This window comes from Microvirga sp. 2MCAF38 (assembly GCF_052115485.1).
In the GTDB taxonomy this organism is placed as follows: domain Bacteria; phylum Pseudomonadota; class Alphaproteobacteria; order Rhizobiales; family Beijerinckiaceae; genus Microvirga.
In genome coordinates, this window is the sequence record NZ_JBFRGU010000006.1 from 324216 (window position 1) to 339866 (window position 15651).

Below are 15651 nucleotides of genomic sequence, written 5' to 3' on the forward strand. Positions count from 1 at the left end.
TCAGGCGAGATACTGGTTCGTGATGGCGATACCGAGATTACTGTTCTCGGCTATGAACTCCTCGAGGAATTCATGCAACCCGTGCTGGAAGATATCCTCGATGGTCTGGTTTGCGAGCCGCGCATGAGCGGCGCGGGCAAGACGCTGCGACGGGCCTGACGTGCCGTAGCGATGGCCGATATCGTCCAGATGTCGCGACAGGGCCGAATAGCACGCCGCCAATGAGCGCGGCATTTCCTCGCGCAGGATGAGCAGATCCGCCACGAGCCAGGGCCTCAGGTTCTGGTGATAGACCCATTGATAGCTCACCAGCGCCGAGACGGAGCGCAGGATCGCGGCCCATTGGTAATAATCGATACCGCCGCCAACCTCCGAATCTTTCGGCAACAGCACGTGGTATTTCACGTCGAGCACGCGCGCGGTGTTGTCGGCGCGCTCGATATAAACGCCGAGCCGTGAGAACCAATAAGCATCGTTGCGCAGCATGGTGCGCAAGGCCGAGCCGTCGTAGCGCAGCGAGGTTTCCTTCACGAGGTTGAGGAATGCCGGCAGGTTTTCCACCTGCACCTTCTCGGCTCTGAAGCGGCGCAGATCGAGCCAGGCGGAATTGATCGCTTCCCACATCTCCGAGGTGAGCGATCCGCGAACCGAGCGCGCGTTCTGCCGCGCCGTGTCGAAGCAGCGTTGGATGCTCGACGGGTTCACGTCCGAGAAGGCGAGGAATTCGATGACTCGCTCCGGCGTCACCTCGTCGTAGACGGTCTTGAATTGATCGATGGCGCCCGCCGTGACGAGTGCCGATTCCCACTCATTGGTATGCGCCTCATTATAGGCGATGGGCATGGACGCCATGCGGTAAGCCACGTCGAGGACGCGCGCGGTGTTTTCGGCACGCTCCACGTAGCGGGAGAGCCAATACAGACTGTCAGCGTCACGACTCAGCAAGGACGCCTCCGCTCGCTCGCGTTCTTCATTCGCTCAACACCCACGTATCCTTCGTGCCGCCGCCCTGGCTCGAATTGACGACAAGCGAGCCGGGGGTGAGCGCCACTCGCGTCAACCCGCCGGGCACCAGCCGCACGCGGTCGCTACCGGTGAGCACGAACGGCCGCAGATCCACATGGCGCGGCGCGAGGCCGCTCTGCGTGAAGACCGGGCTCGTAGAGAGCGCCAATGTGGGCTGCGCGATGTAGTTGTCGGGCCGCGCCAGAACGCGGGCACGAAACTGCTCGCACGCTTCCTTCGTCGCATGCGGACCGACGAGCATGCCGTAGCCGCCCGATCCGTTGACCTCCTTCACCACCAGTTCGTGCAGGTTGTCGAGCACGTAGGACAGGGCCTCAGGCTCACGGCAGCGCCAGGTAGGAACGTTCTTCAGGATCGGCTCTTCGCCCGTATAGAAACGCACGATATCGGGCACGTAGCTGTAAAGCGCCTTGTCGTCGGCGACGCCCGTTCCCGGCGCATTGGCAATGGTGACGTTGCCCGCGCGATAGGCTGCGATCAATCCCGGAACGCCGAGCGCCGAATCGGGACGAAACACCAGTGGATCGAGGTACTCGTCGTCGATGCGGCTGTAGATCACATCGACCCGCTTGGGTCCCTCGGTGGTGCGCATGTAGACGATCTCGTCGCGCACGAAGAGATCGCGCCCCTCGACGAGTTCGACGCCCATCCGGTCGGCCAGAAAGCTGTGTTCGTAATAGGCGCTGTTGAAGGAGCCGGGTGTGAGCAGCACCACCGTCGGTGTGCGCGCATCGCTTCTCCCAGCTACGGACTTCAAGGTCGCAAGCAGATCATTGGCGTAGTTCTCGATGGGCAGGATGCGCTGCATCGCCATCAGTTCCGGGAATAGGCGCTGCATCACCTCCCGGTTCTCAAGCATGTAGGAGACGCCGGAAGGGGTGCGCAGGTTGTCTTCGAGAACGTAGAAATCCTCATCGTCCACGCGCACGATATCGACGCCTGCCACTTGCACATAGATGCCGCCGCGCAAGTTCAGTCCGTGCATCTGCGGCCGGTAATAGGGGTTCTGATAGACGAGTTCAGACGGCACGATTCCGGCCCGCAGAATTTCGCGCGGACCATAGATGTCCTTCAGGAACTGGTTCAGCGCCGAGACACGTTGCTCGAGGCCTTTTGAAAGCTTCGCCCATTCGCGTGCGGAGATGATGCGCGGGATGATGTCGAACGGGATCAACCGCTCTTCCGCTTCGGCATTGCCATAAACCGCGAACGTGATGCCGACCTTACGGAAGAGGAGCTCGGCTTCCCCGCTGCGGCGTTCGAGAAGACCGGGGGGTACGGTGTCGAGCCAATCCCGAAGCACCTTGTAGGCGGCACGGCCTTCGCCGGCGCTGCCGTTCATTTCGTCGAAAATCGCCCTTGCCGCCACGACCTGTCAGCCGCCTCCAAAATGGGCAATCGCTTGCCGCTCGATGCCCGGAACGCACATCGAAGAAGCTTAGGTTCGCCGATTGTGTGCCAGCAAGCAAGCGACGCGTTCGAAACGGGCATCGTGCCGGCGAGAAAAGCGCCAATTGCCCAGAGCTTGATCAAGTCTCTTTGAAACATGATCAAGCTCTGGGTTCCTTATTTTCGCATGATCCGAGCGAACAACCGGTTTTCACTTGTTCTGATCATGCTCTATGCGTCAGGCAGATCGGCGGGCATTCGTGTCGAGGGTGAACTCGAGCAGCAGGGTGCGCTGAAAGCGGCTGAAATTGTTGTCCGAGATCAGGGTCAGGACAGTCTCGCCCGCGTCTTGATGAATCGCGAGCCCTTCCATGTTGTCGATCTGGTGGGAGGATTCGCTCTCGAAGAGCACCTCACCATCCGCAACGGCATGCGGCCGAATCGCAGCGGCCTTCACGCGGCGCAGACGAATGCCGAAGCCCTCCAGAATCGAAACCTTGCGTTCGAGCAGCAACATATCGCCATCGGGCAGAAAGTTCAGGTCGCTGATCGAATAGCCATGAGAGCGCGCGACCTTGAAGAGGCCGCGCTGGGGGCCGGTGAGAATGAAGCCGTCGGTTGGCGTATCGTCACCCGCATGCGAGCGCTCCGCAACGGCAACGACGGCGCCCGCCAGAGGGGAACGCGCAGGTGCTACGCCAAGAGCTTCAAGACCGCTGTTGTTCGGCAGATCTTCGATGATCTTGCGAAGCTCTCCCGGCAGGGCGAGAAGTTTTCCACGCGCCCTCGCGCCGTGTGCCGCCAAGTCGAAGCGCATCACGGAATGCTTGCGCTCGATACCCACATAGGCCACGCCGTCGACAATCGCGAGGCTCTCGGTGTCATAGTAGCGCGTCCGCGCCAACGGCGTTCCCCGCTCGTCGAGCAGTGGCGCGAGCGAAGCCTCAGTGAGACCCGTGAGCCTACCCTCATGCATCTCGACCCGCGCGCTCATCCATTGCGCGTTGTCGGCAACGGAAACGATCCGCCGACCATCAGCGGAGCGCCAGAGGCCGGAAAAGCCACCGAAATTGGGATCGGCCGATCGCAGATCGAGACCGGAGCGGAAGGTGAGCGCACCGAAACGCGCGCGAGCCCGATCGGTGACCGAGAGATGGTCGATTCGCGTCGCATCGATCGAGATGGGCGTGATGCCATTAGCGGGCTTGGGGCGCGCGAGCGTCTTGTTGGCGAAGGTCGCCGTGGCAACGGCGCTTGCGCCGCCGATCAAAAAATTACGCCGTGAGAGTTTCATGGGCGTATCCCGAGCGGTCGCTCACGAAACCGTACCTCAGGAATGCAGCCGGCGACGCGGCGCGCGTGTCATGGCAGGCGGCGTCTCCTCGAAGAGTTCCGCGAGCTTTTCCGTCATCACGCCGCCGAGCTCCTCCGCATCGACGATAGTCACGGCACGACGATAATAACGCGTCACGTCGTGCCCGATGCCGATGGCGATGAGTTCGACGGGCGAGCGCGTCTCGATCTCTTCGATGATGTAGCGCAGGTGTCGTTCCAGATAATTGCCCGGATTGACCGACAGCGTCGAATCGTCGACCGGCGCACCATCCGAAATCACCATCAGAATACGCCGCTGCTCGGGCCGCCCGAGCAGGCGCTTATGCGCCCAGTCGAGAGCCTCGCCGTCGATGTTCTCCTTCAACAACCCCTCGCGCATCATCAGCCCGAGATTCTTGCGCGCGCGCCGCCAGGGCGCGTCCGCCGACTTGTAGATGATATGGCGCAGGTCGTTGAGACGACCGGGATTGGCGGGCTTGCCGCTTTGCAGCCATTGCTCGCGCGATTGTCCGCCCTTCCAGGCGCGGGTGGTGAACCCCAAAATTTCGACCTTCACGCCGCAGCGCTCCAGCGTGCGCGCGAGAATATCGGCGCAGGTCGCCGCCACCGTGATCGGGCGGCCGCGCATGGAACCGGAATTGTCGATGAGCAGGGACACCACCGTGTCGCGGAAGTTCGTATCCTGCTCATGTTTGAACGAGAGCGGCTGGAACGGATCCATGATGATGCGCGGCAGACGCACCGGATCGAGCATGCCCTCTTCCAGATCGAATTCCCAGGCGCGGTTCTGCTGCGCGAGCAGACGCCGCTGCAGACGATTGGCGAGACGCCCCACCACGCCCTGCAAATTGGCGAGCTGCTTGTCGAGATAGGCGCGAAGCCGCGTCAGCTCATCGGAATCGCAGAGATCTTCCGCGTGCGTGACTTCGTCGAACTTATGCGTGAACGCCTTGTAGTCCGGACCGCGCGGCTCGTTCGCGCGCGACGACGGCGGACGCCAGGCTTCACCGGCATCTTCCGCATCGGCCTCGTCCATCTCGTCCGGCCATTCATCGGAGGAGCCTTCCGAATCCTCCTGTGCGCCGTCCTCGACGTCGTCGGTCGAATCCTCGCTCACTTCGACTTCGGCGCGGTCGCCTTGGGCCTGCTGTTCGCTCTCGCCCTCGCCTTCCTGTTGTTCCTGCTCGGAATCGTTTTCCTCGTCGTTCTCGTCCTCATCGGATTCGGCGGAGGATTCTTCGCCCATATCGAGGGAGGAGAGCAGATCGCGCACGCCGCGCGCAAAATCGCGCTGGTTTTCGATGCGCTTGAGCAAGCCGTCGAGATCCGCACCCGCGCGATCTTCGATGAAATCGCGCCACAGATCGACGATCTTGGTCGCGGCCGCTGGGGCTTTCTCACCGGTCAGGCGCTCACGCACCATCAGGGCAACGGCGTCTTCCAAAGGCGCATCGGTCCGGTCTGTGATCTCTTCGTACTTCGTACCGCGATGATAGCGGTCTTCCAGCATCGCGGTGATGTTGGAGGCGACGCCCTTCATGCGGCGCGAGCCGATGGATTCGACACGCGCCTGCTCGACTGCATCGAACACCGCGCGAGCCGCCTGGCCTTCCGGCGCGAGGCGGCGATGCAAGGTCGCGTCGTGGCAGGCAAGACGCAAAGCCATCGAGTCGGCCTGCCCGCGCAGGATCGCCACGTCCTGCGACGACAGCTTACGCGGCGGCTCAGGCAACCGCGCCTTGTCGCCCATGAGCGCCGGTCGGTCGGAGGCGAAAGTGACCTCGAGATCCTGCTTGCGGGCAATCGCCTTCATGCAGCCGGCAATGGAGCGCTTCAGCGGCTCCGCCGGCGCTTCCTTCTTCTCACCCGGCTTACGGTTCGAGATGGACATTCAGCCTCCTCTGTCATCCCGGCAAAGGTCGGGATCCATAACCTCCGACGGAGCCTTGCAAAGCACCGTCGGCGTCTATGGGTTCCGGGCTCGGCTGTGCCGCCCCGGAATGACGATTACGACAACGCGATATTCACGGCGCTCTCCGGCAGATCCTTGCCGAAGCAGCGCTGATAGAACTCGGCGACGAGCGCGCGTTCCAGTTCGTCGCACTTGTTGAGGAAGGTGACGCGGAAAGAGAAGCCCGTATCGCCGAAGATTTCAGCGTTTTCAGCCCAGGTGATCACCGTACGCGGGCTCATGACGGTGGAGAGATCGCCGTTCATGAAAGCACTGCGGGTGAGATCCGCCACGCGCACCATCTTGTTGACGATGTCGCGGCCCTTCTCGTCTTCCTGATAGTGCTTTGCCTTGGAGAGAACGATGTCCACTTCCTTGTCGTGCGGCAAGTAGTTGAGAGTCGTGACGATGGACCAGCGGTCCATCTGGCCCTGGTTGATCTGCTGCGTGCCGTGATAGAGGCCGGACGTATCGCCGAGACCCACCGTGTTCGCGGTGGCGAACAGACGGAAGGCCGGATGCGGCTTGATCACGCGCTTCTGGTCGAGAAGCGTCAGCTTGCCGGATTGCTCCAGCACACGCTGAATCACGAACATCACGTCCGGGCGGCCTGCATCGTATTCGTCGAACACGAGCGCCACATTGTTCTGAAGCGCCCAAGGAAGAATGCCGTCCTGGAAGGCGGTGATCTGCTTGCCTTCCTGGAGCACGATGGCGTCTTTGCCGACGAGATCGATACGCGAGACGTGACTGTCGAGGTTGACGCGCACGCACGGCCAGTTGAGGCGCGCGGCGACCTGTTCGATGTGGGTCGATTTACCCGTGCCGTGATAGCCGGTGATCATCACGCGGCGGTTGCGCGCGAAGCCCGCCAGAATCGCGAGGGTCGTCTCGCGGTCGAAGAGATAATCCGGGTCGAGATCCGGCACGTGCTCGTCCGTCTGCGAGAAGGCGGGCACCTCCAGATCCGAGTCGATGCCGAAGACCTGTCGCACGGACACTTTCATGTCCGGGAGAAGGGTCGATGTCTCGGTTGATGCCTGCATAGGGACCTCTCGGTTCAAATCACGGTCAAAACTTGCGCTTCAGGTGTCTTAACAACCAAGCCGGTCAGGCGCAAATTCCTTCGGGTGGAAATTTTGCCGGCTCTATAGTTGGGATGATGAGCCGCGCAAGCGTTCAGCTCCTCCTCCCAACGTTTTTCAGATCGGTCCTACAACTTGATCATGTCTCTTTGAAACATGATCAAGTTGTATTCTTTGGATTCGCATGATCCGGGCGAACAACCGGTTCCACTTGTTCTGATCATGCTCTAGCACAACCCCGCGCTCTTCAGGGTATCGTGCGCCTTGATGATGTCGCGTAGCCGCTCCTCGAAAGAGCGGTCGCCGCCATTGGCGTCCGGGTGGAACTGTTTCACCAGCGCCTTGTATTGCGCCTTGATCGCCGGCCCGTCCGCATTTTCGTCGAGACCGAGCACGTCGAGGGCTCGTTTAGCCGCCCCCGTATAGCGGGGTTTCCTCGGCTCGGCAGGCGCCGCCCGGCTTCGACGGGTCTGCGTAAAGTCCTTGCCCCGCAAGATCCCCAGAGGATCGGAATAGGCCCAATCGCGGATCGTAGCACTCTCGGCACCAGATCCGGCGGAGTTGACGCCCATCGCTTGCGTCGGGCGATGCCCCGTCAGCGCATCCTTCTGGTAAGCCGCGAGAGCCGAATCGGACATGCCGTCAAAGTAGTTGTACGAAGCGTTGTAGGCGCGCACATGTTCGAGGCAAAAGCGCCAATACTGCCCTTCCCGATTGCGCCCTTTCGGCGCGCGATGCTCGCCCAGAGCCGCGCAGCCCGGATGTTCGCAACCCGGCCCCTCGGTCTCGCGAGGCTCGTCTGCGGCAGGTTTGATGCGGATGCGATCGAAAAAGGGCGAATTGAGATCCATGATACAACGATTATGAATGGGCTTGAAACCGGAGCCAAGACCCCGGCACTTTTCGCCGCAGACACGTTAAAGAGGCATACGAAGTCCGACATGACCCTGACAACCTGGATCACGCGAACCTTGCAGGACCGACTGCAGCCGACCGAACTCACCGTAACCGACGAGTCGCATAAACACCATGGACATGCAGGGTGGCGAGAAGGCGGCGAAACTCATTTCCGCCTTCATATCGTATCGGAGGCCTTTGCAGGCAAGGGGCGCGTGGAGCGGCACCGCCTTGTGAACGAGGTGCTGAAAGAGGCGTTCGACCGTGGTCTTCACGCCCTCGCCATTCAGGCGAAGGCGCCGGGAGAATAGCGAACCGGGCTATTTGATTCGTTCAAGCACGCTCACGTAGTTGGCGACAGCCGCGCCGCCCATGTTGAAAATGCCGCCGAGCACCGGGTTCCTGACCTGGATTCCCCCAGCCTCGCCGCAGAGTTGCATCGCGGAGAGCACGTGCATGGAGACACCGGTGGCGCCAATGGGATGTCCCTTGGCCTTGAGACCTCCAGACGGATTCACGGGCAATTTTCCGTCACGATTGGTCCAGCCTTCCTTGACCGCGATTGCGCCCTCACCCGGTGCCGTGAGGCCCATCGCCTCGTATTCGATGAGCTCGGCGATGGTGAAGCAATCGTGGGTCTCCACGAAGGAGAGATCGGTAAGCTGGATGCCCGCCTGATCAAGCGCCCGCCGCCACGCTTCTCCGCAGCCTTCGAACTGCACGATGTCACGCTTCGACATGGGCAGAAAATCCTGCGCATGAGCGGTTGCGCGAAACGCGACCGCCCGCTTCATGCGAAGCGCCGTCTCCGTATCGGCGATCACGAGAGCCGCCGCGCCGTCGGAGACGAGCGAGCAATCGGTGCGTTTCAACGGTCCCGCAACGAACGGGTTCTTGTCGCTCTCCGTGCGGCAGAACTCGTAGCCGAGATCCTTGCGCATCTGCGCGTAAGGATTATCGACGCCGTTCTTGTGGTTCTTGGCCGCGATTAGCGCCAGCGCGTCCGATTGATCGCCGTAACGCTGGAAATAAAGCCCCGCGATCTTGCCGAACACGCCGGCAAAGCCACCCTTCGTCTCGCCGTCTTCCGGCAGATAAGACGCTTTCAGGAGAATGTTGCCGATCTCCGGGCCGGGCGTCGTCGTCATCTGCTCGACGCCGACCACGAGCACAGTCTTGGCGCGTTTCGCCTCGATGGTCTTGATCGCCTGATGCACGGCGGCGGAGCCAGTGGCGCAGGCATTCTCCACCCGCGTCGCCGGCTTGAAGCGAAACTTATCGCTCGTCTGGAAAACCAGCGAGGCCGTAAATTCCTGTGGGGAGAAGCCGCCGTTGAAATGGCCGAGCACGACCTCGTCCACATCCTCCGGCCCGATGCCGGCATGATCGAGTGCTTCCCTGGTGACCCTCACGATCAGGCTCTCGACCGTTTCCGTGTCATGCTTTCCAAAGGGCGTATGCGCCCAACCGACGATACAAGCCGTCATCAGCGTTTTTCCTCCAAGCCGATCATGACTTGGAAGATGGGGTTCTTCGGTGAACGGGGCAAGCAGACGAAGGTCGAGCGCATGGCGGACATTCGGGGGGCTCAACGACAAGCTTGTCCTGATGGCACGATTCATGATCCATGCGTTTCGTCCAAGATTTCTTAAGACGAATGACCTGCGAGCGGTTGCGTCTCGCGGGATCATCCGCCAAGGGGGCTTTCATGCGTTTGTGCGTGTTCTGCGGTTCGAGCCCGGGCCGCGATCCCATCTATCTCCAGGCCGCGCGCGATCTGGGAATCGCACTCGCCCAAAATGGTATCGACCTCGTCTATGGCGGCGCATCGGTCGGCCTGATGGGTGCGGTTGCCGATGCGGCGCTAGCCGAGGGCGGCAACGTCATCGGTGTCATGCCCCAGGCGCTGGTGGACAAGGAAATCGCCCATAGCGGCTTGACGGAACTTAAAGTCGTCGGATCAATGCATGAGCGCAAGGCGCTCATGGCGGAACTCGCCGATGGGTTCATCGCGCTGCCCGGCGGGATCGGGACTTTCGAGGAATTGTTCGAGGTCTGGACCTGGGCACAGCTCGGCTATCACAAGAAGCCCTGCGCCATCTTCAATGCCGGCGGCTTCTACGACAAGCTCACGGACTTCCTCGACGAGGTGACGGCAAACGGTTTCGTAAAACCAATCCACCGCGCCATCCTGATCGTGAAGGATGAGCCGGCAGCCTTGATCGACGCCATCAAGGCTTACGAACCCCCGGTCGTGGTGAAATGGATTCGCGAAGGCGAACAATGATCGAGATCGTCACCGGGCTCATCCGCGATGGGGCCGGTCGCGTTGTTCTCGTGAGGTCGCAGTCTTGACCCGCGACGTTATTCTTCCGCTCACCCGACGCTTCAACGGAGCCGCGGCTCAGGTCTCGTAGACGGTCACGCCCTCGCCGAGATGCGTATTGTTCTGCTGGCGGATGCGTGCGGCCTCGTCGTCGTAGATGAAGGGAAGGAACGCAAAGCGCCGCCCGGCCGTCACTTTCGAGACCGCATGCAGGAGTGAGCACGAGAACACGACGGCACCACCGGGAGGCGCTTTGAAGCCGCGCGGTCCGTATTCCGGGAAGCTCACCTCACCACCTTCGAAATCGCCGTTGAGGTTGATCGACACCGCGAAGCGACGATGCGCCGTTCCCTTGGTGGTGTTGTCGCGATGCGGCCGGAAGTGGCCTCCATCCTCCGATGCGTAGCAGGAGACGATGTAGCGCTCCATGCGGGTAGGCTTGAAACAATGGATTCGCTCGATCTCCGGATTGATGCGACGGACCACGCGCCTCTGCACCTGGGTAATCAGGTTCTCATCGGTAATCAGATAGTCTTTGCGCTTCTTGTGATTCGAGTCGTATGCCGGAACGGTTTTGCCGTCGACTTCCCGCATGAAGCCCGATTCGTCGCCGCCGTGCTTCTCATAGAGACCAATCAGGTGGCGACAGAGACCCGGCTCGAAGACATCCGGGATGATCAGAACGGGGGCCTGCACTTCGAACCCCGCGAATTGGCTCACGGAAGGCAGTTCACGCAGATATTGCACGACCTTTTCACGATCGCTTCCGTCGTCCTGGAATGGAAAAATCGCACGCACTCTCAAGGTTGGATTCAACACGACCCAGAAGCGGCGAACAGCCACCGAACCCGCTTCCAGCGTCGGGTTCACGGGCACGGCACCATAGAGTTGGCTGACCCGGCCGTCGAAATCCCAGAAATGGCGAATGCCGGGAATGAGGTCGCGGGCACGCTCTGTACTCCGATCGCTCTCATCGACGCTGACCCCGAAGAACGCGATCTTGTCGTCGTCGAACAAAGATCGGTGTTCTTCCTGAACGAGATTGAGTCGGGCCATGCCGGTCTCGTCCGAAGCTGATCCGTAGAAGCAAAGGACGACATAGCGCCCAGCCGCCATATCAAAATGAAATTCCGGATTTCCCGCGCAGCTTTGCGTGAAAAGCGGAGCCGGGTCGCCGACTTGGATCATTTTATAGGCTGGCTTGTCGTTTGTTGTCATGAAGGGCCCGAGAATGACGTTAGGTTATAACAGCAAAAGATGGATACATATCAGGTCCCGACAAAGCAAGTCAGATCTGCCCACCCAGCAGCAGCCCGACACCAACGACGATCAGAACCATGCCCGTGAGCTCTCGCTTCGTGGTTTGCTGAGACAGAAAGCGATGGGATACCGCCTGGGCCATCAGAACTTCGACCAGCGCCAGGGTTCGCACATTCGCGGCTGACGTCAATGAAAAGCCCAGGAACCAGAACTGGGATGCGAAGGCGCCAAGAAAGCCGGCCCAAAGCGACGTGCGCCAGACGCGGAAGCTTTGCAGCAAAGCATTGCGGTCGAAGATCCCGAGCCAGATCAGAAGGATCGCGGTCTGGATACCGAGACTCCAAACGAGAGTCGTCGTCGCGCGGATGAAAAACGATCCGTCTCCAAGGGACAGGATCGCTCCGCGAAACCCGATGGCCGAGAGGGCGAAGAAGGCACCGGAGGCAATGCCGGCGACGACGGGACGAAGGCCCGATCCCGCAAGTTTCGTCCCGGGTTTCACCGACATGAGGATCACGCCGCTCGTCGCGATCAGAATCGCCACGGCGACAACGGGCGTCAGACGGTCGCCGAGGATGATCAGTCCGAACAGAGCCACCTGAACCGGTTCGGTCTTGGTGTAGGCGGTCACGACCGAAAAGGAGCGTTCCCGCATGGCGAACAGCATCAACCCCGTGGCGAGAATCTGCGCCATCGCGCCTCCGATCACATAGACCGCAAAACCGCTGTTCGGCAGCGGAACGGCCTCGCCGCTCAAAAGCCGCACCGCCGCAAGCGCCAGAAAGGCGAAGGGGAGCCCGTAGAGGAAGCGCACCTGCGTCGCGCCGATTGTGCCGATCATCTCGGTCAGTTTGCGCTGCGTGGCGTTGCGGCCAGTCTGGGCGGCGGATGCCACCAAAGTTATCGGCACCCAGAGGAAGGAAAGCATGATCGGTCTCGAAACAGCGGTATCTTTGCCATGCTCTTGCCATGGATTCCCTTAGAAAGGGTGACGCAAAGGCCGTGGGGGCAGATCCTCGACCTGATGCGCGGCATGAAAAAGTGGAACCCGATTCCCGAAGATCGCGCAGAATCAATAGGCTAGAGACGCACCACACCCACAGCGGTGGGGTCCGTCTCTAGCCAAAACCCGTCTTTGCAGTTAACAATAGGCCGCTCGCAGAGCAGGGCTTTGAGGCCTCTCGCCGACTTTCTTGGGGTTATGGAGTCGTTCGCATGGGTATGAGTCGAGCTCTCGGTTTGACAGCCCTCGCCATCGCCGTGCTCGGCAGTAGCCCAGCTTTCGCAGGCAATCCTTCTGTGGTGGTCGAACTGGAAACCGGCCGCGTGCTGCATGCGGACCGGGCGACGGACCCTTGGTTTCCCGCCTCCATCACCAAGCTCATGACGACCTATGTGGCGCTGGATCTCCTACAAGCGGGCCAGGTGCGCATGGACCAGCTTCTAACCGTCTCGGAGGCCGCCGCCGCGCTTCCGCCATCGAAGATGGCCTTCAAGCCCGGCACCCAGATCCGCCTCGACAATGCGCTCAAGATCATCATGGTCAAGTCGGCGAACGACGTCGCTGCGACCATCGCCGAGAACCTTGGCGGCTCCATCGACGGCTTTGCCGCGATGATGAACGAAGAGGCCCGCCGGCTCGGTATGCGCGAGAGCCATTTCGTCAATCCGCATGGTCTGCCGGACGAGCGCAACCAGACCTCCGCCCGCGACATGGCCATTCTCGGCCGCGCACTCCTGACCCATTTTCCGGAATATCAGGGTCTGTTCGATATCGGCGCCATTCAGTACGGCCGCCGGATCATGCGCAACACCAACGGGCTGATCGGGCGCTATCCCGGCGCCGACGGCATGAAGACCGGCTTCATCTGCTCGGCTGGGTTCAATGTGGTGGCAAGTGCTACCCGCAACGGCCGCCACCTGATCACAGTCGTGCTCGGCGCGCCCTCCGCCAATGAGCGCACCATGAAAGCAGCGGAGTTGTTCGATCTCGGATTCAACAGTCCGACCGGCCCTTCGAATTATTCCCTCGACACCCTGCCCGCCTCAGTGAGCCAGAGTCCGCCGGACATGCGTCCGGTCGTCTGCGACCGCAAGGGGCCGATGCCGCAGGAAGAAAACCAGACCACCATCGGCGCCGAACCCGACCTGACGACACCCAACCTCCTCTCGTCGCCCAACGTCTTCGCCTATGCAGGCGGAACGGCACGCACGGCCCTTGGGCCGCGCTCGACGGCGGAGCCGGTGCCGGTCTGGATCGGGCTGAACCCGCCGAGCCAGGCGGAACTCGCGGCCCAGGCCGCGGCGGAAGATGCAGCCGACAAGGCCGCTCGGGACGCGAAGAACGCTCAAAAGAAAATCGCGAAAGCCGGTGACGTAAAGACGATCAAGGAAAAGAAGGATCAAAACCGGGCAAGCATTTCGCTGAAACCGGTGAACGATCCTGGCAAGTCATCGAGCAAGGCTGGCGCGAAAGTCCAGGCGTCAGTGGATACCAAAGCAAAGCCGAAGAAACCCGACCCCAAGCACAAGGCCACGGGCAAGAATTGAGCGTCGGCGAAAGTCTCTCGCGCCAACCCTAAAACCGGGCCGGGAGATTGTGCGCCTCCCAAGCGCTTTTCGGGATCGCGTCGCCAATCTGAAATTCGAAGGACTCCACATTCTGGCGACCGGCTTTGAGACCGCATTTGAATTTCAGATTGTACCACGTCCCGTTACTGCGGAACGCCGCTCCATCGGCCAGAACAGACGTCTTGGTGATCTTCGAATCCGACATGGCGTAGGCCACGACCCGATCGGGCTGGAATTCCTTCAGCGCCGCGATTTGCGCCATGGCCTCAAGGCCGCATAATTGTTCGAGGCGCGTTTCTTCCCCGAACAAGGGAAGCATCGCTTTCAGCTTTCGGCTGAGAGGATGCGAAAGAACGTCACCGGAGAGAATCTTGGTCGCCCGTATCGACGCTCGGTTCCTCGGCTTTTCCTCAATCGGAGGCTCGGGAGAAATCGGCTCAGGCGCAGCCTTTCGTTGCAGGCTCGGCTCCGCCTCCGATGGTTCCGGGATTTGAGCGTCTTTCGAAACTTGCGGCGTTTCAATCCCGCTGAATTCAGCCAACCGATCCTGCGTCCAGATCTCGACGGGCACGCTCTCATCAAAGAGTGGGATCGGCTCCCTTGATTGCGGAATGAAGAACGTCAGAAGCATGAAGGCGTGAAGGGCCAATGATGCCCAAAGGCCCTTGGCCTTCATATCGCATGAGATCGTATCGCTAGCCTTGATCAGGAAGTTTCTGGGCTGCGTTCCGAAAGACAGATCCATACATCGCAGCCCGCCAAGGCCCCCACTATCGGTCGGGCCGTTATTCAGTTTCAATCAAGCGGGATTGTGGCAATCGCGACGCAGAGCCAAGCGGTCCACAGGGCAACTCTTGCAATCGGCTGCGATCCGCGCGAACGGTGTTGCCCCGCCGCGAGCCACTCGATGTCCAAGACCTCTTTTCCCGTCAATGGCCTCTTCTTCGCCCTCGGCTCCGCCGGGCTCTATGGGCTGAACATCGTCTATGCGCGGGTCGCAGCACTTGCCGGCATCAACGGCCCAGCCATCGTCGTCTATCGCGTACTTCTGATGCTCGTTCTCACCATCGGCGTCGCTTATCTTTTGCGCCAGAGACTGACGGTCGCGCGGGAGGAATGGCGAACGCTGGTCGTGCTCGGCATCGCCACGGCTTTCGTCGGTCTCTGCTACATATCTTCCGTCGCCTTCATTCCTGTTACGATGGCGACCGTCATCTTCTACGCCTATCCGACGATGATCGTGCTCGCGACGCCGTTCGTCGACAAGACTCCGCTCACACCCTCCCTCATCGGCGTCGTTCTCCTTTCGCTATTCGGCGTGGTGCTTGTGGTGGGGCCTGTTTTCGAAGGTCTCGACTGGCGCGGTCTGGCCCTGGCGGCGGGGGCCGGTATCGCCACGGCTACCCAGTTCTTTGCCGCCGCGCGCTGCCCGAAGACGGAACCTGTCGCCAAGGTGTTCTGGGTTCATCTGATCGTATTGCCTACAGCACTTCTCGTCGGTGCGATGACTGGCCAGTTGGAAGCGCCGGCGATCCTTGCCATCGCCCCGTTCGCGGTCTTCATGACCATCGGCGGCTATGTGATCGGCTTCGTATTTCAGATGCTGGCGCTCGCCCGGATTTCGGCCGCGGCAGCGGGCATTGCCTATTGCATCGAACCGGTCGTCTCGGCGCTTTCCTCCGTTCTGGTGCTCGGCGAACGACTGTCGAGCCTGCAGATTGCGGGCGGCGTCCTTGTGCTCATCGCCGTCGTCACCAATGTTCTCCTTGAGCGCAAGCGCTCCACGCCCCTCGTTCCGACGGATTGAACCG

Annotated in this window: 14 protein-coding genes; 4 read left to right on the plus strand and 10 right to left on the minus strand. The window is 61.0% G+C overall.

The window, feature by feature from the left end:
* From AB4072_RS14870 to AB4072_RS14895, 6 genes are all read right to left on the minus strand, one after another.
* Entirely contained in the window at positions 1–945 is a 945-nt protein-coding gene (locus tag AB4072_RS14870; protein WP_441969104.1) for an alpha-E domain-containing protein, read from the minus strand.
* A 25-nt stretch (positions 946–970) separates the two neighbouring features.
* Positions 971–2368 carry a circularly permuted type 2 ATP-grasp protein gene (locus AB4072_RS14875; protein WP_441969106.1) on the minus strand — a complete coding sequence of 466 codons (1398 nt, stop codon included), beginning with the start codon at positions 2366–2368 and terminating at the stop codon, positions 971–973.
* 285 nt (positions 2369–2653) lie between these two features.
* On the minus strand, positions 2654–3709 hold the full coding sequence (locus tag AB4072_RS14880; RefSeq protein ID WP_441969108.1) for an esterase-like activity of phytase family protein: 1056 nt from the start codon (positions 3707–3709) through the stop codon (positions 2654–2656).
* Between the two features lie 36 nt (positions 3710–3745).
* A complete protein-coding gene (cobT, locus tag AB4072_RS14885) occupies positions 3746–5641 on the minus strand; it encodes a cobaltochelatase subunit CobT (RefSeq protein ID WP_441969110.1) in 1896 nt (631 codons plus the stop codon).
* A gap of 116 nt (positions 5642–5757) precedes the next feature.
* Positions 5758–6747, minus strand: coding sequence for a cobaltochelatase subunit CobS (gene cobS, locus AB4072_RS14890; RefSeq protein ID WP_441969112.1), 990 nt, complete (start codon positions 6745–6747; stop codon positions 5758–5760).
* A 266-nt stretch (positions 6748–7013) separates the two neighbouring features.
* Complete coding sequence (locus tag AB4072_RS14895) at positions 7014–7637, minus strand: J domain-containing protein (protein ID WP_441969114.1); 624 nt, start codon at positions 7635–7637, stop codon at positions 7014–7016.
* A gap of 90 nt (positions 7638–7727) precedes the next feature.
* On the opposite strand from AB4072_RS14895, the gene AB4072_RS14900 reads away from it, so the two are divergent.
* Positions 7728–7994: a BolA family protein gene (locus tag AB4072_RS14900; RefSeq protein ID WP_441969116.1), complete on the plus strand. Its 267-nt coding sequence runs from the start codon at positions 7728–7730 to the stop codon at positions 7992–7994.
* A gap of 9 nt (positions 7995–8003) precedes the next feature.
* Here AB4072_RS14900 and AB4072_RS14905 read toward each other — a convergent pair whose 3' ends face one another.
* The gene (locus AB4072_RS14905) at positions 8004–9170 is read right to left on the minus strand and encodes an acetyl-CoA acetyltransferase (RefSeq protein ID WP_441969118.1); all 1167 of its coding nucleotides are present in this window, start codon (positions 9168–9170) and stop codon (positions 8004–8006) included.
* A 221-nt stretch (positions 9171–9391) separates the two neighbouring features.
* On the opposite strand from AB4072_RS14905, the gene AB4072_RS14910 reads away from it, so the two are divergent.
* Positions 9392–9970 carry a TIGR00730 family Rossman fold protein gene (locus AB4072_RS14910; RefSeq protein WP_441969119.1) on the plus strand — a complete coding sequence of 193 codons (579 nt, stop codon included), beginning with the start codon at positions 9392–9394 and terminating at the stop codon, positions 9968–9970.
* A 117-nt stretch (positions 9971–10087) separates the two neighbouring features.
* Here AB4072_RS14910 and AB4072_RS14915 read toward each other — a convergent pair whose 3' ends face one another.
* Both AB4072_RS14915 and AB4072_RS14920 read right to left on the minus strand, forming a co-directional pair.
* On the minus strand, positions 10088–11227 hold the full coding sequence (locus tag AB4072_RS14915; protein WP_441969121.1) for a 2OG-Fe(II) oxygenase: 1140 nt from the start codon (positions 11225–11227) through the stop codon (positions 10088–10090).
* A 70-nt stretch (positions 11228–11297) separates the two neighbouring features.
* On the minus strand, positions 11298–12197 hold the full coding sequence (locus tag AB4072_RS14920) for an EamA family transporter (protein ID WP_441969123.1): 900 nt from the start codon (positions 12195–12197) through the stop codon (positions 11298–11300).
* 287 nt (positions 12198–12484) lie between these two features.
* Here AB4072_RS14920 and AB4072_RS14925 point away from each other — a divergent pair, with 287 nt between their 5' ends.
* Positions 12485–13819 (plus strand): D-alanyl-D-alanine carboxypeptidase family protein, encoded by a 1335-nt coding sequence (locus AB4072_RS14925; RefSeq protein WP_441969125.1) that lies wholly within the window; start codon positions 12485–12487, stop codon positions 13817–13819.
* A 28-nt stretch (positions 13820–13847) separates the two neighbouring features.
* Here the strand turns inward: AB4072_RS14925 and AB4072_RS14930 are convergent, their stop codons facing one another.
* Positions 13848–14585 (minus strand): DUF930 domain-containing protein, encoded by a 738-nt coding sequence (locus AB4072_RS14930; protein WP_441969127.1) that lies wholly within the window; start codon positions 14583–14585, stop codon positions 13848–13850.
* A 162-nt stretch (positions 14586–14747) separates the two neighbouring features.
* Here AB4072_RS14930 and AB4072_RS14935 point away from each other — a divergent pair, with 162 nt between their 5' ends.
* Positions 14748–15647 (plus strand): DMT family transporter, encoded by a 900-nt coding sequence (locus AB4072_RS14935; protein WP_441969129.1) that lies wholly within the window; start codon positions 14748–14750, stop codon positions 15645–15647.
* The last annotated feature ends 4 nt before the right edge of the window (positions 15648–15651 follow it).